The sequence below is a fragment of the Amaricoccus sp. B4 genome (genome assembly GCF_043226085.1).
GTDB lineage: Bacteria > Pseudomonadota > Alphaproteobacteria > Rhodobacterales > Rhodobacteraceae > Amaricoccus.
This window is the reverse complement of the sequence record NZ_CP171226.1, coordinates 190,211-208,757: the sequence shown is the minus strand read 5'-3', so window position 1 is coordinate 208,757 and position 18,547 is coordinate 190,211. Positions and strand designations below refer to the sequence as shown.

The 18,547-nt window shown below is 65.5% G+C and carries 13 protein-coding genes; 2 read left to right on the top strand and 11 right to left on the bottom strand.

Translation table 11 applies throughout. From position 1 onward, the window contains the following. Positions 1-100: 100 nt before the first annotated feature. The 11 genes from ACF66B_RS19750 to ACF66B_RS19700 form a co-directional block, all read right to left on the bottom strand. Positions 101-2,557: a plasma-membrane proton-efflux P-type ATPase gene (locus ACF66B_RS19750; RefSeq protein ID WP_111430597.1), complete on the bottom strand. Its 2,457-nt coding sequence runs from the start codon at positions 2,555-2,557 to the stop codon at positions 101-103. Then, positions 2,557-3,687: an alpha/beta fold hydrolase gene (locus ACF66B_RS19745; RefSeq protein ID WP_392664980.1), complete on the bottom strand. Its 1,131-nt coding sequence runs from the start codon at positions 3,685-3,687 to the stop codon at positions 2,557-2,559. Before ACF66B_RS19745 ends, ACF66B_RS19750 begins: the two co-directional genes overlap by 1 nt. Positions 3,688-3,998: 311 nt before the next feature. Further along, positions 3,999-4,913 (bottom strand): FAD:protein FMN transferase, encoded by a 915-nt coding sequence (locus tag ACF66B_RS19740; protein ID WP_111430596.1) that lies wholly within the window; start codon positions 4,911-4,913, stop codon positions 3,999-4,001. Next, entirely contained in the window at positions 4,910-5,476 is a 567-nt protein-coding gene (locus tag ACF66B_RS19735; protein WP_111430595.1) for a nitrous oxide reductase accessory protein NosL, read from the bottom strand. The genes ACF66B_RS19740 and ACF66B_RS19735 overlap by 4 nt, the downstream gene beginning before the upstream one ends. Next, positions 5,473-6,309, bottom strand: coding sequence for an ABC transporter permease subunit (locus ACF66B_RS19730; RefSeq protein WP_111430594.1), 837 nt, complete (start codon positions 6,307-6,309; stop codon positions 5,473-5,475). Before ACF66B_RS19730 ends, ACF66B_RS19735 begins: the two co-directional genes overlap by 4 nt. After that, positions 6,306-7,196 (bottom strand): ABC transporter ATP-binding protein, encoded by an 891-nt coding sequence (locus ACF66B_RS19725; protein WP_111430725.1) that lies wholly within the window; start codon positions 7,194-7,196, stop codon positions 6,306-6,308. Before ACF66B_RS19725 ends, ACF66B_RS19730 begins: the two co-directional genes overlap by 4 nt. Before the next feature lie 5 nt (positions 7,197-7,201). Further along, complete coding sequence (locus tag ACF66B_RS19720; RefSeq protein ID WP_111430593.1) at positions 7,202-8,461, bottom strand: nitrous oxide reductase family maturation protein NosD; 1,260 nt, start codon at positions 8,459-8,461, stop codon at positions 7,202-7,204. Between the two features lie 15 nt (positions 8,462-8,476). Beyond that, positions 8,477-10,399, bottom strand: coding sequence for a TAT-dependent nitrous-oxide reductase (gene nosZ, locus ACF66B_RS19715; protein WP_111430592.1), 1,923 nt, complete (start codon positions 10,397-10,399; stop codon positions 8,477-8,479). Further along, the gene (locus ACF66B_RS19710) at positions 10,396-12,636 is read right to left on the bottom strand and encodes a regulatory protein NosR (RefSeq protein WP_111430591.1); all 2,241 of its coding nucleotides are present in this window, start codon (positions 12,634-12,636) and stop codon (positions 10,396-10,398) included. Before ACF66B_RS19710 ends, nosZ begins: the two co-directional genes overlap by 4 nt. 374 nt (positions 12,637-13,010) lie before the next feature. After that, entirely contained in the window at positions 13,011-14,660 is a 1,650-nt protein-coding gene (locus tag ACF66B_RS19705) for a hypothetical protein (protein ID WP_111430590.1), read from the bottom strand. Between the two features lie 95 nt (positions 14,661-14,755). Next, positions 14,756-16,573: an alkaline phosphatase PhoX gene (locus tag ACF66B_RS19700; protein ID WP_111430589.1), complete on the bottom strand. Its 1,818-nt coding sequence runs from the start codon at positions 16,571-16,573 to the stop codon at positions 14,756-14,758. Between the two features lie 224 nt (positions 16,574-16,797). On the opposite strand from ACF66B_RS19700, the gene ACF66B_RS19695 reads away from it, so the two are divergent. Further along, entirely contained in the window at positions 16,798-17,478 is a 681-nt protein-coding gene (locus ACF66B_RS19695; RefSeq protein ID WP_111430588.1) for a GntR family transcriptional regulator, read from the top strand. Between the two features lie 22 nt (positions 17,479-17,500). Then, positions 17,501-18,487 (top strand): TRAP transporter substrate-binding protein, encoded by a 987-nt coding sequence (locus tag ACF66B_RS19690; RefSeq protein WP_392664973.1) that lies wholly within the window; start codon positions 17,501-17,503, stop codon positions 18,485-18,487. The last annotated feature ends 60 nt before the right edge of the window (positions 18,488-18,547 follow it).

Below are 18,547 nucleotides of genomic sequence, written 5' to 3'. Positions count from 1 at the left end.
CCTTGTGAGGCCACCGGCATTTTTCCGGGGCGGTCCCCGAAACGGCAACGGGCGCCCCGGCAATCTGCCGAAGCGCCCGTCACCTGCATGTCTGCCCCGGTCAGACCACGCGGCCGCCCGGGTCGACGACGCGGTAGGCCATCACCTTGAGCAGGTCCGTGACAAGGAACCAGGCCAGGGCGTAGCCCCAGACGACCAGAGCCCAGCCCCAGCCGAGGGGCGTCATGAAGAGCCCGTAGACGGCGATCAGCGTCGCAATGACCTGCGTGCCCGTCACCGCGACCAGAAGCGCGGTTGCCGGCCGGCTCGACCAGAACGGCCCGCGCGTCCGCGCCAGGAACACCGTCAGGTGCCCGGCCACCGAGAGCAGTAGATACATCAGCGACTGGATCTGGTCCCGCGGCATCTGCACCACACGGTCGGCAATGTAGAAGAGCCCGAAGGAGGCAATCGGCCCGACGATCCCCAGCACCGTCGCGATCCCCAGCACCCGGTGCATGTTCCACCGCTCCGGCGCCGCGCTGCCGGTCACGTTGTCATAGGCGATCGAGAGGATCGCCCCGTCGTTCAGCAGCGCCAGCATCACGATCATCACCGCGGTGAGCGGGTAGAAGTTGAAGACCATGATCGAGAGCGCCATGAAGAGCAGCACCCTGAGCGTCTCGGCGATGCGGTAGATGGCGTAGGAATTCATGCGCTGGAAGATCTTGCGCGCCTCCGTCACCGCATCGACGATCACCGAAAGCCCCGGTGTCGTCAGAACGATGTCGGCCGCGGCGCGCGCCGCGTCGGTGGCGCCGGAAACGGCGATGCCGCAATCGGCCTTCTTGAGTGCGGGCGCGTCGTTCACCCCGTCCCCGGTCATCGCGACGATATGCCCGCCCCGCTGCAACACATCGACGATGTGATACTTGTGCTCGGGAAAGACCTGCGCGAAGCCGTCGGCGCGCTCGATGGCATCGTCGGCCTTTGCGCCCTCGTGATGCTTCGTGTCGCCCAGGGTCTCGGCATCAAGGATCTCGGCCCCGAGACCCAGCACCCGCGAGGTCTCGCGCGCGATGGCGAGCTGGTCGCCTGTCACCATCTTCACGTCGATGCCCATGGCGCGCGCCCGGGCGATGGTGTCCTTGGCGGTATCGCGCGGCGGATCGAAGAGCGGCAGCACGCCGAGGAAGGTCCATGGCCCCTCCGCTTCGGCCCGCGCCACCCCGAGCGAGCGATAGCCCTTGGCCGCGAAGGCGTCGACCGCCGCCCCGACCTCTGCCGTCTCGGCCTCCGTGAGCGAACACATGGCGACGATCACCTGCGGCGCACCCTTTGCCGCGCGAAGCTTGCGGCCATCCGCGCCGCGCACCGCGGCTTCGGTATGCTTGCCCACGGGATCGAAGGGCTTGAAGTCGTCAACCGCCCAGCCCTTCAGCACGGCGGGATCGGCAAGCCCGCCGATCACCGCCTTGTCGATCGCATCGACCCCGTCCTCGCGGGAGGCAAGCGCACCGGCGAGGATCACATCGTCCCGCGCGACCTTGCCGAGACAGAACGGCTCGCCGAGCGTGAGCTGGTTCATGGTCAGCGTGCCGGTCTTGTCGGAGCAGAGCACATCGGCGCCGGCAAGCTCCTCGATCGCGGCAAGCCGGCTCACGATCGCCTGCTTGCCCGCCAGCAGCTTTGCCCCCACCGCCATGGTGACCGACAGCACCGTCGGCAGCGCCACCGGGATCGCCGCGACCGTCAGCACCAGCGCGAACTGCAGCGTGCCGAGGAAGGGATCGCCCCGGAAGAGCGAGACCAGGATGATGATCGACACCAGCGCGAGCGCCAGCATGATGAGATAGTTGCCGATCTGCTGGACGGCGCGCTGGAAATGGCTTCGCGCCCCGGTTTCCCCGACGAGCTGTGCGGTATGGCCGAAGAAGGTGTTGGCGCCGGTGGCATAGACGAGACCGGCGAACTCCCCGGTGCGGATGATCGAGCCCGAGAACGCCGCATCACCCTTGTGGCGTGCCACTGGCAGCGATTCCCCGGTCAGCGCCGACTGGTCGAGCTCGGCCTCCGCGCCATCGAGAATGCGCACGTCCGCCGGAACGATATCGCCGAGCCGCAGATGGACCACATCACCCGGCACCAGATCCCGCGCCGCGATGTCCTGCCAGCCGCCGCCGCGGCGCACGCGCGCCTTGGCTGCAAGCTGGCTCTTCAGGGCGGCAATGGCATTGCCGGCCTGATGTTCCTCGAGAAAGCCCACGAGCGCATTGGCAAGGAGCAGCACGAGAATGATGAAGAAATCGGGCCAGTGCCGGTTCACCGCCGAGAGCACCACCGCGATCTCGATCATCCAGGGGATGGGCCCCCAGAAATAGCCGAGAAACTTCCGCAGCGGACTGATCGTCTTCTCGGGGATCTCGTTGGGTCCGTATTGCGACAGCCGCCGCGCGGCTTCCTCGCCGGAAAGCCCCTCCGGGCTGGTGCCGAGCTGTGTCTCGAGCTCGGGCAGTGGCAGGGTCTGGAGCGCGTCCTTCGCCTGCGGGGCGGGCACCGCCGCCGGTTTGCCGGCCATCACGCGCCCCCTTTTTCAATGAGCCAGTCCGCGATGCCTGGCCAGGCGTCTTTGAGCGTGTGCGAGCCCATGAAGAGCCCGATATGGCCGCCGGGCACGAGCTTCTCGACGATCTCCGCATCCGGCGTTCCGAGCAGGCCGCGCGCGGCGAAGACCTGTTCGCGCGTCGTGATGTCATCGCCCTCGCCCGCGAGCAGGAAGGCCGGGCAGGTCACATCCTTGAGCGTGAGCTTGCGGCCGAGCCCCACGAACGCGCCCTTCGCGAACAGGTTCTCCTTGAAGAGAAGCTCGATGGCCTGGAGATAATAGGCGCCAGGCAGGTCGACCGGATTTTCGTACCAGCTCTCGAAGCGCTCGGTCCGCTCGATGTAGTTCTTGTCGTCGAGATGGGCGTAGAGGTCGAGATACTTCTCGAAATACTGCTTCTCGGGGTGCATGTTCTTCCAGCCCGCCAGCATGAACTTCCCGCGCATCCGGTCCTCGCCCGCCTCGACCATCTCGCGGTAGAAGGAAAGCGGTGTCTCGTGCGCCATCTTGCGGATGGGCCCGTTGCCCGCGTTCGTGTCGATCGGCGAGCCTGCGAGCACGAGCGATGCGACCTTTTCGGGAAAGCGTGCGGCATACATCGCCGCCATCCAGCCCCCCTGGCAGAGGCCGACGAAGTTCGCGCGTCCGCCCAGTTCGTCCACCACCACATTGATCTCGGCGAGATACTTGTCGATGTCGAAATCCCGCATCGCCGGGGTGGCGGTCTTCCAGTCGGTGACGAGGACCCGCCCCGCGCCCTGATCGAGCAGCACCTCGACGAGGCTCTGGCCGGGCGCATAGTCGGCAATGGTCGAGCTGTGCCCGGCATAGGGAGCATCAACGATCACCGGCACGGCATCGGTGCACGCGCCGTCACGGCAGAAGTCGCGCAGCCGCATGGTGTCGAGATCGAGGAGAATGCGGTTGGGCGTGGCCCACTCCGGGCTCGGCGGCCGGGTGATCTCGGCGGCTTCCTCAAGAAACTTCAGGTTCTGCCGAAACAGGTCCAACCCCGCCTCGCCCAGCTCGATCCCGGCCGCCATCGGCCAGAAGAACGGGACGCTGTGCTCTGTTCTGGGTTGTTTCATCTCATGTTCGGTCATGGTCCCTCCGATCGTAATCATGCCGGCCTCCGAAGCGGATGCCGGGCAAATGTGGCAGACGGCCACCGGAGACTGAGCCAAATTTGGTGCGCCGCGGAATGGGAGCTGCCGTAATATTCGCTATCTAGGCTCTCTTCATGACAATCGCATCATGAAACTGGCATTTTTCAGGAAAATTTGTGCGGGTGCACTGAACGTGAAGAAGTCTGCCCTTGCCGCGCTGCGGCAAATACGACCGGGGTGCCATATGGATTCCATATCGATTCCATACGGATTCCATATGCTTTTCCCGACGCGCAGAGGGCTCGGACTCAGACGCTGAAGATCTCGAAGCCGCGCCTTCGAAGCACGTCGAGCGCCTCGTCCGGCATCAGCACGGCCGCGGTCGAAACCGCGTCGGCAAGTGCTGCCGTCTCGGCCACCACCGAGACCTGCCGCTGCTGCGGCACGATCCAGCCGCGCGACGGATGAAAGATATGTCCAATGTTTTCCGAAGCGTAGAGCCTGGTGCCGAGTGGCATGGACGTGGCGACGGCCCGGTCCGACAGTCGAAGCCGCGGCCCGCCATTGGCGATCCGCACCGGCCATCCCTGCCCGTCCGCCGCGGTGCCGACTGCGGCGATCTCGCCGATATCCACCAGCACGTTCGAAAGCCCTTCCCGCCTCAGAAGTGCTGCGATCCGGTCCGTCACATACCCTTGCGCGACCCCGTTCAATGTCAGCGCCATCCCCGCCCGCGTAAATTCGACAGCCGATGCGTCGAATGTGACGGACTGGAAATCGACAACGCCGGCAATGGTTTGCAGGTCATTCTCCATAACCGGCCGGCCCGCCGCCCCGGCCTCGGCATAGAGCCTGAAGAGCGGCTGCACGCTCGGATCGAACAACCCGCCGGTTTCGGCATGCACGGCCCCTGCCAGTCCGAGCACCTCGAGCAACTCGGGCGGCGGGTCCTGAAGCCTTCCGGTCGCATTGAGCGTCGAAATCGCACTATCGGATTTGTAGAGCGAGAAAATCCGCTCGAGACGTGCGAGCTCGGCTTCCACCGCCGCGAAAACCGGTGCCGCCTCCGCCGGATCGAGATCCCGGATCCGCATTTCGGCATGCGCGCCCAGGGCAGCGCCCTGCCAGCGGGCTTCCGCTGCAGGCCCGGCTCTGCCAAAGAGCGGCATCGCTGTGGCTGCGGCGGCGATGAAGAGCGCCCTGCGGCGTGTCAGCCGGCTCATTTGACATCCTCCCCGGCGCCATGGTGATGGGGCGTTTCACCGGGCGCCGTCATGGGGTCTTCCTCCGCCGGCGCGCCGAACTGCGGCCGCACGTAGGCTTCCGGAACATCGTTCCAGCCGACGATGCGGCCACCTTCCGTCGCGATGAAGTCCTCGGCCGCCGTCTTCGTCCCGAAGGGGATCGCCTCCGGCACGCCCATCCCCCCCAGCCGGCGGCTTTCGATGACGAAGAGCGCGTCGTCCGCTGCGATCCAGTTCGACGCGCCGGGTAGCGCCCAGTCATCGGCGGCGGCCATGTCCGAGACATAGATCACGCTGATCGGGGCGACCTTTTCGGGATCATGGAGATAGGCGATGGCGTCGGAAACCTGGCTGAACCAGACGGGCTCCTGATAACCGTCCAGATGAACCTGAGCCTTCGGGCCGGGATGATCGGCGATGAACATCTGGCAGTAGTGCCCGAGTGCCTCGTCCGTCATGAGCGAAGGGGCCGGCGGTGCCGCATCCTCATCCTTGCAGGCGGCAAGGGCGAGAATGGCAGCCAGGATCAGGAGGGGTTTCATGGCTTGAGCCTCCGGGCCGCCGCGATGCCGCCGGCAACCGCGGCGAGCAACCAGCCGATCAGAATTGCCAGCACGGCCGTGGGCGGCACGGGCAGATTTCGGGCCAGCCCGTCGAGCCCGGCGACAGGCGCGCTGTCGAGCAGGACGAGATTGAAGAGACGAAACGCGTCGGCCGGGTTGGCGAGCACGAGCCATGGGAAGATCCGGGTCGCGAAGAGGCCGTCACCGCCCGCGACGAGCGCTCCGAGCAGCGCGATATCGTAGAGAACGACCAGCAGGAGCCAGAGGCCGACGGCAAGGGCCGCCGAGGTGCCGGTGCGCCGGGCAAGGGCGGAAATAAAGATGCCGAGGCTGACGAAGACTGCGCCGAGCAGCAGGCTCGTTGCGGTGAGGCGCATCCAGGCAGCTAAGCCTGCGGCGGTGGCGCCGCGCGCCGGCAGGGCAACGGCAAGCGCCGCAACGCCATAGCCCACGAGGATTGCTCCCCCGACCACCGCGATCTGAGCGAGGAACTTGGCAAGACAGAGTTCGCTCCGTGTGAGCGGTGTCGCCAAAGCGAGCGCCAGCGTGCCGCGTTCCATCTCGCCCGAGAAGGCATCATACGAGATGAGGAGCGCGATCAGCGGGATGAGATAGACCGAGAGTGTCGCGAGGCTCGCGGCGGTCAGGGTCAGCGTATCGGCTTTCACCTGACCAGACTGGCCGGCGGCGAAAAGTGCGAGCGAGAGCGAGAAGGCGGTCAGGAGCAGGGTTGCGAGGATCGCCCATCGGTTGCGCCGGGCAATACGGATCTCCTGCAATGTGGTCGCGGCGATGCGGACGACGGCGCTCATTCTTCTGTCCTCCCCCGTTCCGAGAAATGCCGGTAGACGTCATCGAGCGTTGGCAGCCGGACATCTATGTCGCGCACCGCCTCGTCAGACGCGAGCCGCCGGACGAGTTCGAACTTGTCGGGAACAGGGCAGCTCACCTCCACGGCGATACCGTTGCAGCGCCTGCCGCCAATGCGCCCCTGAAGTGCATCTGCCTCGCCCTGTCGCGCGGTGACCCGGATCTGCGCCTGAAGCGCGGCTTCGGCGGCAAGGGCCGCAAGGGCACCGTCCGCAACGAGACGCCCGTTCGAGAGGATCGCCACACGATCGGTGCGGTTCTGGACTTCCTCGAGCCCGTGCGAGGAAAGCACCACCGCGGCGCCTCGGGCCGCAACCTCGTCGACCAGCGCGTAGAAGTCGCGCCGCGACACCGGATCGAGGCCCGAGGTCGGTTCGTCGAGCAGCAGAAGCTGCGGCGCGCCGATGAGCGCCTGCGCGAGGCCAAGCCGTTGGCGCATTCCCTTCGACCAGGTGCCGACTGCGCGCTCCGCGGCATGGGCGAGGCCAACCTTTTCGAGAAGCGGGTCTGCGACCGTGGCGCGCTCGCCCCGGAGCCGGGCAAAATGCCGCAGGATCTCCCGGCCCGTCAGCGCGCCATGAAACGCGACGTTTTCCGGAAGGTAGCTCACGGCGCACCGCGCGCCTCTGTCTCCGGGAGCGTGACCGGCGATGGAGATCGTGCCGGAAGCTGGCGTAATGAAGCCGAGCACCGCTTTGAAAAGCGTGGATTTTCCCGCCCCGTTGTGACCGAGGAGCGCAAGCCGCTCGCCATTGACCACGGCAAGATCCACTCCCGTAATCGCGGTGTGGCGCCCATAGCGGACGGTCAGGGCGCGGGTTTCGAGCATGGCTGTCATGACGGAGCTCCGGCCGGGCCGGCGGCCCCGGGATCCAGAAGGGGAAAGCTGTCTGCCACGCCGCCGGGCAGCAGGCCGGGAAACCGTGACTGCGACCAGCGGACCAACTGCAGCGCCGGTGCGCCGAGCAGGAGTTTCGCCATCGGCTGGCGCCAGACGACCTGGTCGACGGCGTCATTCGGCCGGTAGGGGCTGTCGGCGCGGTTGTCGGCATCGAGATCGAAGGCGACGTGATCGGACCAGTAGTTTCCGGTGCCGTCCTCTGACCATTCGAGCCAGCGCGAGCCGACATACTTCACCTGTGTCCGGTTGTTTGCGAAGGCGTTGCGGGTCAGCACGTTGCCTTCCGAGCCTGCGGTGAAATGGATGCCGATGTCGCACCCCTCGAAGCGGTTGCCGCGAAAGCTGTTGCGATTGGCGTTGTAGACGAAGAGGCATTTCTCGCCGCCGTCGATAACGGCGTTCTGCTCGATTTCCGAGCGGTTGGCGAAATTCATGAAGATGCCGTGGCTGCGGTCGCCCTGCGAGATATTGCCGCGCGCGATGACCCGCGTCGAATACATGAAGGCATAACCGATCTCGTTGCCGACCGAGACGTTGTCGAGCACCTCGATGCGGTTGGCATACATGGAGTGGAAGGCGTAGCGGAGATCGCTGAAGCGATTGCCGCGATAGACGGCGACATCGGAAGTGGTGATGAAGATGCCGTCGCGCCCGAGTGCGATGTCGTTGCCTTCCACGAGCAGGCCCGGCGCGTTCCAGACGTAGATGCCCGGCCCTCGCTCCGGCACGCGAAGATCGTCACGGCCGCGGATCACGTTGCCACGCAGGGTGGCGTCGGGCGCGCCCTGGACGTCGATCCCGATCAGGTTGCCTTCGAGCCGATTGCCTTCGATCACGGCATCGGCGGCGGCTGCATCAAGCGCGATCCCCGCATCGAGCCGGTCGAGGCGCAGGCCCGAGCCGCTGATCGCAAGCCCCCGGATCGTGACGCCGGGCGCCCGCACCGCGATGACCGTGCCTTCTCCCGGCCCGTTGATCCGGGCGCCGGCCTCGCCCGCGAGGACGAGGGGCTTCTTGATCGTGACCGGCCCGGCATGGGTGCCCTTGGCGAGAAGAAGCGTATCGCCCGGCCGGGCCTCGCGGATTGCCGCGGCAAGCGCCCCGGGCTCCGCCGCGACGCGCAGGGTGCCGGCCTCCGCGAAGAGCGGCAGCAGCATCGCCAGCGCGGCGAGGAGCAGAACCCGGAAGCGCATCCCCTAAACCCGCTCTCAGGCTGCGGTCGGATGTACGAGCATCCGTCCGCGCATCTCCATGTGGAGCGCATGGCAGAACCACTGGCAGTAGTACCAGTGCACGCCGGGCCGGTCGGCCGTGAAGGTCACGGAAGCCGTCGCCTGCGGGCTGATCTCCATCGCGATGCCGTGGTTTCCGAGCGTGAACCCGTGGGTCAGATCGTCCACATCATCCATGTTGGTGATGTAGATCGTCACCTCATCGCCCTGGTTCACCTCGAACTTCTCGAGGCTGAACGTGGGTGCCACTGAATGCATGTAAACGCGCACCTTGTTGCCGTCGCGGATGACATCTTCTCCCCAGTCGAGGTCAACGCCGTCCTTCTCGGCCTGCAACCGGGCGTCTTCCCACATCGGATCGTCGCGGGTGTAGATCGAGGCCGGATTGACCTTGTCGGCGCGCACGAGGATGCAGTCATGCGGCTCGGCGAAGGTCGGGCCGTCGTGCACCAGGTCCATCTTGTCGCCGGAGATGACGATGAGCTGCTCGTTCTCGGGCTTGAGGGGGCCGACGTTGAGATAACGATCCTTCGAGAACTTGTTGAGCGAGATGAGGAACTGCCCGTCGGCTTCGAGCGTCTCGCCCATCGTCGTGTGGTTGTGGCCGGGCTGGTACTGCACGTCGATCTTCTCGACGATCGGATCGGCATCGGCGCCGTTGAACTTCTCGATCGCCTTGGCCATGTCCCATTTCACGACCTGGCTGTCGAGGAAGAGGGTCGTGTAGGCAAATCCCCTGCCGTCGAAGGCGGTATGAAGCGGTCCGAGGCCCAGTTCCGGCTCGGCAACGACGGCGCTGCGGGGCTCGCCGCCGTCGAAGACCGCATCGAGTTTCGTGACGTCGATTACAGTCACCGTGGGCGAGAGTTTGCCGTTGATACAGAGATGCACCTTGTCGGGCGCCATGTTGCAGCCATGCGGGCTATTCGAGACCGGGATATAGGCGGTGTAGGGCGAGCCGTGCCGACCATCGACGACCTTCACCCCCTGGTATTCCTTGAAATCGCCGCTGGCGATGCCTTCCTCGATCCGCTTGATGTTGAAGACGACGGCCCAGTCCTGCTCGTTCGCGGTCATTTCTGCGAGCGTCACGCCGCCCTCGGAATTGTAGCAGGTCGAGAAGGCATACTTGCCCTCGTAATCCGCATCGCAGTTGTCGAGGTTTCCATCCACGATCACCTGCCATGCGATTTCCATCGTATCGCCGTCGATCGCGGTGAAGAGCGAGACGTATTTGCCGGGCTCGTCGAGCACCATGCCGTCATTGGGCAGCGGGATCCGGTGTTCGCCATTGGCAAAGACATACCCCGTGCGCGGCCATTTCTGCGGGCGCAGGCCATGGATGTCGGACGTGTTCGGGATCTCGATGATCTTGTCGCACTTCATGATGTCGCAGCGGACGCGGGCCACGCGGGTGTTGGCCTTGTCGTTCATGAAGATATAGCGCCCGTCATAGGTGCCTTCGGTGAAGGACATGTGCGGGTGGTGCAGGTCGCCGTTCTCGTAGGTCTTCATCCCGCGCTTGGCGAGAAAATCCCTGGTTTCCGGCAGCAGTCCTTCGGTCAGGATCTTGAGGCTCTCGTTGGTGGAGCCCCATCCCGTTGCGGAGCAGCGGTTGAAGACCGGCACGCGCATGAGCTCGCGCATGGAGGGAATGCCGAGAATGCGCATCTCGCCGCACTGGCCTGAGGACCAGAAGCCGTAGTAGCTGTCGAGCTCCCCCGGCTTCAGCTCCGTCGGGGTGGTCTGGGCCCGCGCGGGCCGTGGTGTTCCGACGAGGCCCGCGAGCCCGCCGGCGCCAACGACACCTGCCGTGAGCGCGGCGCCGGCCGTTCCCGAGAACAGCCCCCTGCGCGTGAGGTTCGCCTTTTCCTGTTGGTTTTCCTTCCCGTCGCTCATGACAGAGCCTCCTTTTCCGGTCTGGACTTGGCATTCGGATGACCGCCCAGGTCGCGGGCGGGTGTCTTGGCTGCGAGCTCGGCGGCCGCACGGGCATCCCGATCCCTGCGGCGGTCCTTCGCGATGACGACGGGACAGCGGGCATGGTCCTGATAGAGGACCTGGCAGTTCAGGCAGGAGATGCATTCGTTGGGGTTGATCTCGCCGGTCGGATGGATCGCATCGACCGGGCAGTCGGCGGCACAGCGCTGGCAGGGATTGCCGCATTCGCGATAGCGCTTCAGCCAGCGGAACATGTGCAGCCGGGCGGGGATCGCGAGCCCGCCGCCGAGCGGGCAGACATAGCGGCAATAGAAGCGCTCGATGAAGAGGCCGGGCAGCAGCATCGCGAGGGCGAAGAGCACATAGGGCAGCGGCCGCGCGAACTTGAGGATGATCGCCGTCTTGAAGGGCTCGACCTCGGCATAGTGTTCGGCCATGTCGAGGGAGTAGAGCGACATGCCGAATAGCCCGAGGAAGAGCACGTATTTCAGCGCCCAGAGGCGTTCATGCAGCCCCCAGGGCAGATCGACCTGTGGCAGGCGAACGAGACGGGCGAGCTTGTTCGAGAGCTCCTGCAGCGCGCCGAACGGGCAGAGCCAGCCGCAATAGGCCCCCCTGCCCCAGAAGAGCAGTGCCGCCGCCACCGCGAACCAGAGCAGAAAGATCAGCGGATCCATCAGGAAGGTTTCCCAGCGGAAATCGCTGAACATGGCGGAGAAGACCGCGAGCACGTTCACGACCGAGAGCTGGGCGTTCGCGTACCAGCCGACATAGACCAGCGTGAAGACGAGATAGGCCGTGCGGATCCAGGCGAAGGCGCGCGCGTTGCGCGTGGCGAACTGCTGGAAGAAGAAGATGAGCGAGAGAACCGCGAGCGCGGCCGAGATCGCGACAAGCTGCGGCTGCTTCGCCTGCCAGATCCGTTCCCAGAGCGCGTTGCGCTCCGCCCCCGCGGTGGCAGGTACTGCGCTCTGCGCTGCAGGTTCGGCGGCGGGCGGCGGGGCGATCTCGCGTGTATAGACGCCCGGCAGGTCATAGGCGATCTCGTAGGTGCGGAAGACCTTCTCGATCGGGCCGACGGGGCGGTGAACCAGAATCTGGAGTCGCCAGGGCGCGGCGGGGTCGAAACCTGCGGCCGCCGGGATCACGAAGAGGTCCATCTCGGTGAGATGTGGCGCGCCATCCGCCGCCACCCTCACGAGCCGGGAATGCTCCTTGTCGCGAAAGCGATGGGAGATCTCGCCCTGAATGACCTGGATGCGGTCGAAAATGCCGCCGCGCACATAACCGGATCCCTTGAAGGACCAGCGCCCTGCGCCGAAGACTGCGATCGCCTCGTCACCGGGTTCGAGCCTCGCGGACAGATTGGCGTAGGCGCTTTCCCCGAGGAGACTCTTGCCGATGGCGGGCTGGCTTACGAGTGCGACCCAGAGATCGACATAGGCATCCGAGCCCGGTGCGGGCTCGGCTTCCTTTTCCGTGCGGGGATCGCCAAGTGCGGCAAAATCGGCGTTGACGGCATCAACGTCGAGCAGGAAATGCCGGAGCGCACCGTTGCCTGCCAGCGTTGCCCAGTCGGTGATCTCACCGGCCGTGCGGTCGACCTCCCGTCGCGGGCCTGTGGCTGCGGGTTCGGTGAAGCCGCCGAGGCCGAGCGCGCGGGAGACCTTGATCCCCGCCCTCAGGATGGAATCGTCGATCACCATGATCGTGACGGTCGCCCCCGAGACGATGTCGACATCCTCGGCGGTATGGCTTTCCTCCGCCTGGCGCAGATCGAGCCCGGCGTATTTTTCGGTCACCGCGCGGATGCGGGCTTCGGGGATGCCGACCAGCACGATCGGCTCGGAGTGCTTTACAAGGGTGACGCCGGTGATCATCGCCGCGTCCGATACGCCCGCGGCAATGTGGATCGGCTTGCCGGAGTATCCTGTGGTGGGCACCCAGTCTGAGGTAAGAAAGACCCATCCCACCCGCGTGCCGTTCCTCAGTGCCGGAGCAACGGCAATGTCATCGCGCACCGGACCGAGGGCATCGGCGCCAGGCACGAGTGCTGCGGGATCGAGATCCGGCAGGTAGCTCTGAAGGATGCTGTCGGCTTGGACCGGAGCGGAGATCAGGAAGAACAACGCGAAGATCAGCCAGCAAGCACAGGAAATGCCGTATGTGATCCAGTTCCGAAGAAACGAATACATTCTTCTTATAGAATGTAAGTATCCCATAGTCTGTTCTCGCTCGAGGCGGATGATCCGTCCTGGCGACATGCAGAACGCTGCATGCGGGGATATTTAAAAACGAAAAGACAAACGTTGTCGTAGCGCAAACTTCCGGAGACCCGCCTCCGCGGATCCGGGCCAGCGTCAGTGCGCCGGTCGCGAACGGGTCCCGCTCACAGTGCCACGCTGTGAAACCGGCCGCAGATGCGTCAGGTGGTTCAGGCGCGAACCGGTTCCGGTCAGCCTCTTCGCGGTCTCTGAGCCGGGGGGCCCCGCCAGCCCGGCGTGTTGCAGGACCACGCTGCGCCGCTCATGGCAACACATCGGCGCCAGGGCTCGGTGGCGGATGGTGGCTACCAGTGCGTCGCCGCGACGGGCCTGGCGACGCCTGTCGGGGCATCCTGCTCCGCACGCTCATGCACGTTGCGGGCAGGCCGGATCACCGCGTCGCGCCCTTCGGTGTAGCTCTGTTCCCGGACGATCTCGCGATACGCCACATTGAGCGCGCGCGCCCGCTCCGCCGAGGGGTAAAGCGCAACGGTCACATCCTTCTCGACCGCCTCGGCAAAGGCCGGATCGATCTCGCCCCCGGGCGTGAAGGCCCGCGACATGATCTCGTCATTGCTGCGGAATTCGTCGCCCGCCCCGGCCTCGGCCAGATAGAACAGGATCTCGCGCCGCCCGTCCGAGCGGAGCTGGTCCGGCGTGCCCGTGAGGCTCTTCTGGCTCCAGTGATACCAGCTGCGCGCATGGGTGGTCTCTGCGGCGAACTTGCGCGGGAAGGCAAAGGCGGAATCATCGGTCACGCCGACCCCGCCATGACAGCCCATGCAGAAGACCGTTTCCTCGAAAGTCTGCGGCCGGAGCGCGCCATCGGCATCCTCGATGAAACCCTGGTAGCGCCAGCCCGCGCCGTTGCCGAGGCCGGTCTCGAGATTGCCGAAGAACTGCGCCGTGCGGTCGGGGAAGGCCACGGTCTCCTTGGCCTCGGCCAGCGCGCCATCCTCCAGATCGGCATAGGTCTGCCAGCGCGTCTTGCGGCCGTAGCGGACTTCCTTGATCCGGGGAGCGAGGCTCACCGTGCCGGACGCGACATCGATATAGCGCACCGTGTGCAGGAATTCGGTCTCGAGCGGGAAGAGTCCGGCCGCGAGCGGCGCCTTGCCCGCAACCTGCGCCGCCTGCGCGGCACCCGCCCAGGACATCTCGATCCCCTCGAGCGGCGCCCAGGCGTAGGTGATCTGCCGCGCAGTGCCGAGCGTTCCGTCCTTGTCAAGATCGAGCCCGAGCCGGCGTTCGTCCGCCGGATCGATCGCCACGTCCTCGCGCTTGATGAGCGCTTCGGCGATCGCGAGGTTGATCTTGTAGATCTCGGGGTCATAGGTGCCCGCGGCATCCTGCCGGTAGATCTCCGGCAGACGGATCAGCACATCGTCGGTCGAGCCGTTGGCAGGCCAGAAGGTCGAGGGCAGCGGCATGTAGGCAAAGGCGCGCCAGCCCGTCGGCGTGCCGTCGGGCGCATGGTCGAAGCCCTCGTCATCGAAACGGAAGTAGCTGTCGGGAATGTATCCCGCCCAGGCGCCGTCCTTCTCGTAGTCCCATTCGGGGGGCAGATCGGCGAGCCTGCGCGCGAGCGTGATGCCGCCGTCCGCGTCGAAATAGTTGTCCTCCGCAACGTAGGCGTCGATCTCGGCATCGCGCGTTGCGGCGATGGCCGCGCTCCGGTCCACGAAGAGATTGGTCCACGGGTTTTCGAGCGCAGGCGCCGGAAAGGCGTAGTCGAGCTGGAGATCGCTGTCGTTGACGTAATTCGGGGCCCGCCCCCGGACGTGACAGGTGTAGCAGGGATTGTAGGCCCGGCCGGCGGCGGCATCCTCGGTCTCCGTGTAGCATTGCGGCGGGATGTAGGCCGTGCGGTTCTTCAGAACCGTGCTTGTGAGATCCTGCGCAAGGCCGGGTCCGGCAAGAAGGACGGCGGGCAGAAGGATCAGGGCCGGGCGCATGGGGCAGGTTCTCCGTCGTCGGAAGGGCATCGGTGTCGCGGGCGTGCGAAAGGCGCCCAAGGGCGCCTTCCACGTCGGCTTCAGGGGCGCGTGCCTTACTGCCAGGCCTTCATCGGGCCGATATAGCCGACATAGGCGGCAGCGTCGGACGGTTCCGCGAGCTTGTCCTCGTCGGATTCGCCATATGGATGCTGCACCACGGCCATCAGGTAGGACCAGCCGTTGATGTCGGGGTAGAAATAGGGCGAGGTCGTCTCCGAGCCGTAGGGCGTGGTGAAGATCCGCGTCAGTTCGCCGCTGTCGAGGTTGTAGGCCCAGATCGCGTCGTTCTGATGCCCATCGCCGGTGTCCTCGCCGATGACGAGCGTGCGCGTCCCGGTGATGAAGGTCACGTTGTCGGGGTTGGCGATGCCGTTGATGTCGCAGGTATTGGCTTCGGCCGCGGCCCCGCACATGGAATGCGACGGATCGCAGCTCGGATCCGAGGCGGCAGACATGTCGGCCTCGCTCACCGGCTTGCCTTCCACGAGCGCCTTCATGGTCTTGGCGACGTAGTCGGAGCCGATGTTCTCGTCGGAGGAGACGTCGAGGCCGTAGACCGCACCGCAGGGGTTTTCCGCAACCTGGATGTGGTCCGGGCCGCCGATGTCGTTCTTGCTGCCCGCGCCCATGCCCTTCTCGACTTCCGAGATGGCGACGAAGAGCGTGCTGGACGCCGGATCGAAAGTGATGCCCTCTTCCTTGCGGAGCTCGGTTGTGGCTCCCTTCATCGCAGCATAGCGGCGGGTTTCAAGACGCGAGGCGGCGAGCTCCATGCCGTCCTTGAGCTTGAGACATTCCTGGCCGGGCGAGGTATTGATCGAGGTGAAGCCCTCGGCGCAGCTGCCGTCTTCGCCCGGCGCCGCGGCCTCGAAGATGTCGCTGAAGGACGGTTTCTCGTCGACGATCGTCTTGATTTCCTCGGAAGTTGCGTGGCCGAGATCGACCCACTCGACATCCGCCGCGCCGGCGCCCTCGCCCGAGGTCTGGTTCCACTTCAGCGCATAGAGCGAGCCGGAGTCGAGATTGCCCTCGGCATCGCCCACATACATGAAGAGGCCGACATTCGTGCCGTCGTCGGAAAGATAGGCGGTCTTGCCATCCGGCATCACGTAGCCGAGCTCATGCGCGAGGCGGCCCATGGCGTAATGCTTGGAAACCGCAGTGTCTCCTGCCTCGTTGGTCACCGCGACTTCCGTCAGCCAGCCATAGGCGTAGGGATTGAAGACGGCGCGGAACTCGTCGAGCGTCATCTTTGACGGGTCGACGCCGAAATAGCGGGCCATCGGATAGAAATAGTCGTCGATATCCTCGAGCGCTGCCGCGTCCTGCACCTCGCGGGCGTCGGGCTCGTATTCCTCGGAGCCGAGATGCGAACCCCAGGGCGTGACCGACCCGGCGCAGGGCACCCAGAGGCCGCCGACGGAGGAGAAGTCCACCGGGCGCGTCGAGACCGCTGTCAGCAGGCCGGTGTCGGGATCCTGGCTGAGCTCGGAGACATACATCGCGCCGGGGCGGGATTCGAAGTGGCTGATCGAGAAGAGCTTGTCGCCCACCGGCAGGAGCGAGCTGAAATCGGCATCGGCGGAGACATGGGTCGAGCCGTCGGTGTTCATCACCGGCTTGCCGTTCTCGTCAGTGAGCTCCGCGAAGATGTTTCCGCCGATCTCGTCGCCGCTGCGGGCGAGGATGTGATAGCCGATGGCGTTCTGCGTGCCGTCGACGGTCACGCTGTCGGTGGCGACGACTTGGCGCTTCGCGGCATCGGTATCCGGAAACGGGACGGGCGAGAATTCGATGCTGTCGGCGTGGGCGGCGGTCAGCGAGCCGACGACAGCCGTCGTGGCGAGCAGAACCAGTTTCCTGGCGAACATGACGGACCTCTTGAGGCAGGGACGCTGCAACGGAATGCTTTGCGCGTCGTTGAGGATTGAGGCTCCCCGGTTACCGCGCCTTTGCGACAGTTACGTGACCAGTCGGAGAGAAATCCGGTGCAGAAGCCGCGGCAATCGCACTCTTGTGCCATGGTCCCCCAATACCGGCCAATGTTGACTTGTATGGAAGTATGGTATAGCAGGGGGAAGGGAGGATTTGAGCATTGGATCAGGCATCGTTCATCGTGCCGGCGCATTCGACGGCACAGCAGGTCTACGACTGGCTGCACGGCCGGGTTCTGCGCGGCGACCTTGCTCCGGGCGAGCGCATCAGCGAGACCGAGATCGCGGGGCAGATCGGCGTCAGCCGCCAGCCGGTGCGCGAGGCCTTCATCCGCCTGACGGCCAACGGGCTTGCCGAGGTCCGGCCCCAGCGCGGCACCTTCATCGGGCGCATCTCGCTCAAGGCGGTGCTTTCGGCGCGGCTGATCCGCGAGGCGGTGGAAAGCGACCTGATCCGGATCGTCTCGTCTGCCGCGCCCGATGCCGCGATCGCCGAGCTCGATGCCCAGCTCGCCGCGCAGCGCGAGGCCTCGGCCCGGCAGGATGTCGAGCGTTTCATCGAGCTCGATGATCTCTTCCACCGCAGTCTCGCCATCGCCGCCGGGCACGAGGACGTCTGGAACGTGCTCGAGGGGCTCAAGTCTCAGATGAACCGCCTGCGCTACATCACGGCGCGGGTCTTCGATCAGCAGAAGCTGATCGACCAGCATACGGCGATCGTGGACTCGCTCCGCCACCACGATCCGGAGCAGGCCGAACAGGCAATGCGACTGCACCTGCGCGAGCTGCTGAACGATCTGCCTGAGATCGCCCGCAGCAAACCGGAATTCTTCACGAAATAAGCACGTCATCGGGAGGAAACAGATGATGAAACTCAACCGCCGCCACTTCACCGTTCTCGCCGGGGCAAGCCTTCTGGCCGCGCCCGCGATCCGCGCATCCGCTGCGGAGATCACGCTGAAGCTCGGCCATCTCGCCAATGAACAGAACAGCTGGCACAAGGCTTCGCTGAAATTCGGCGAGGAAGTCGCGCGCCTGACCGATGGCCGCGTCGAGGTCCAGGTCTTCCCCAACGAGTCGCTCGGCAAGGAAATCGACCTGATCAACGGCATGCAGCTCGGCACGGCCGACATGACGATCACCGGCGAGAGCCTGCAGAACTGGGCGCCGATGGCGGCCTTGCTCGCGGTGCCCTATGCCTATCCCACCCTGGAATCGATGGACGCGGTCGCCTCGGGCGACATCGGCAAAAAGGTCGAGGCCGAAATCCTCGCCCGCGCCCAGATCCGCCCGATTGCCTATTTCGCGCGCGGGCCGCGCGATCTCACATCCAACCGCGAGATCCATACGCCCGACGACCTCAACGGCCTCAAGCTCCGCGTCCCGAACGTGCCGCTCTTCGTCAAGACCTGGGAGGCACTCGGCGCCGCTCCGACGCCGATGGCCTTCAGCGAGGTCTTCACCTCGCTCCAGAACGGCACGATCGACGCACAGGAAAATCCGCTCGCGCTGATCGATTCCGCGAATTTCTACGAAGTCCAGAAATTCGTGAACAAGACCGAGCACGTGCGCTCCTGGATCTACCTCACCATCTCGGAGATGACCTGGTCGCGCCTTTCGGACGCCGACAAGAAGGCCGTGATGCAGGCCGCGCAGACCGCGCAGGCCTATGAGCGCGAACTCTTCCTCGCCGACGAGCAGAGCCTCGTGGGCGTGCTCGAGGAAAAGGGCATGACCTTCGTCGACAGCGACAAGGCCGCCTTCGCCAGCAAGGCGAAGGACGCGGTGATCGCGAATGTCGACGCTGAGATCCGCCCCATCGTCGAGCAGCTCTTCGCCGCTCAGGGCTGATCCCCAGCCCCCGCGGCCGGGCCCGCCCCGGCCGCTCCCATCAGCAACATCCAACCTCGC

Bases quoted from the DNA above. Each gene is read 5' to 3' on its own strand.
- ACF66B_RS19700 (WP_111430589.1), bottom strand. From the start codon at position 16,573: ATGTTCGCCAGGAAACTGGTTCTGCTCGCCACGACGGCTGTCGTCGGC.
- ACF66B_RS19730 (WP_111430594.1), bottom strand. From the start codon at position 6,309: ATGAGCGCCGTCGTCCGCATCGCCGCGACCACATTGCAGGAGATCCGT.
- ACF66B_RS19740 (WP_111430596.1), bottom strand. From the start codon at position 4,913: ATGAGCCGGCTGACACGCCGCAGGGCGCTCTTCATCGCCGCCGCAGCC.
- ACF66B_RS19705 (WP_111430590.1), bottom strand. From the start codon at position 14,660: ATGCGCCCGGCCCTGATCCTTCTGCCCGCCGTCCTTCTTGCCGGACCC.
- ACF66B_RS19745 (WP_392664980.1), bottom strand. From the start codon at position 3,687: ATGACCGAACATGAGATGAAACAACCCAGAACAGAGCACAGCGTCCCG.
- ACF66B_RS19725 (WP_111430725.1), bottom strand. From the start codon at position 7,196: ATGCTCGAAACCCGCGCCCTGACCGTCCGCTATGGGCGCCACACCGCG.
- nosZ (WP_111430592.1), bottom strand. From the start codon at position 10,399: ATGAGCGACGGGAAGGAAAACCAACAGGAAAAGGCGAACCTCACGCGC.
- ACF66B_RS19710 (WP_111430591.1), bottom strand. From the start codon at position 12,636: ATGTATTCGTTTCTTCGGAACTGGATCACATACGGCATTTCCTGTGCT.
- ACF66B_RS19690 (WP_392664973.1), top strand. From the start codon at position 17,501: ATGATGAAACTCAACCGCCGCCACTTCACCGTTCTCGCCGGGGCAAGC.
- ACF66B_RS19735 (WP_111430595.1), bottom strand. From the start codon at position 5,476: ATGAAACCCCTCCTGATCCTGGCTGCCATTCTCGCCCTTGCCGCCTGC.
- ACF66B_RS19750 (WP_111430597.1), bottom strand. From the start codon at position 2,557: ATGGCCGGCAAACCGGCGGCGGTGCCCGCCCCGCAGGCGAAGGACGCG.
- ACF66B_RS19720 (WP_111430593.1), bottom strand. From the start codon at position 8,461: ATGCGCTTCCGGGTTCTGCTCCTCGCCGCGCTGGCGATGCTGCTGCCG.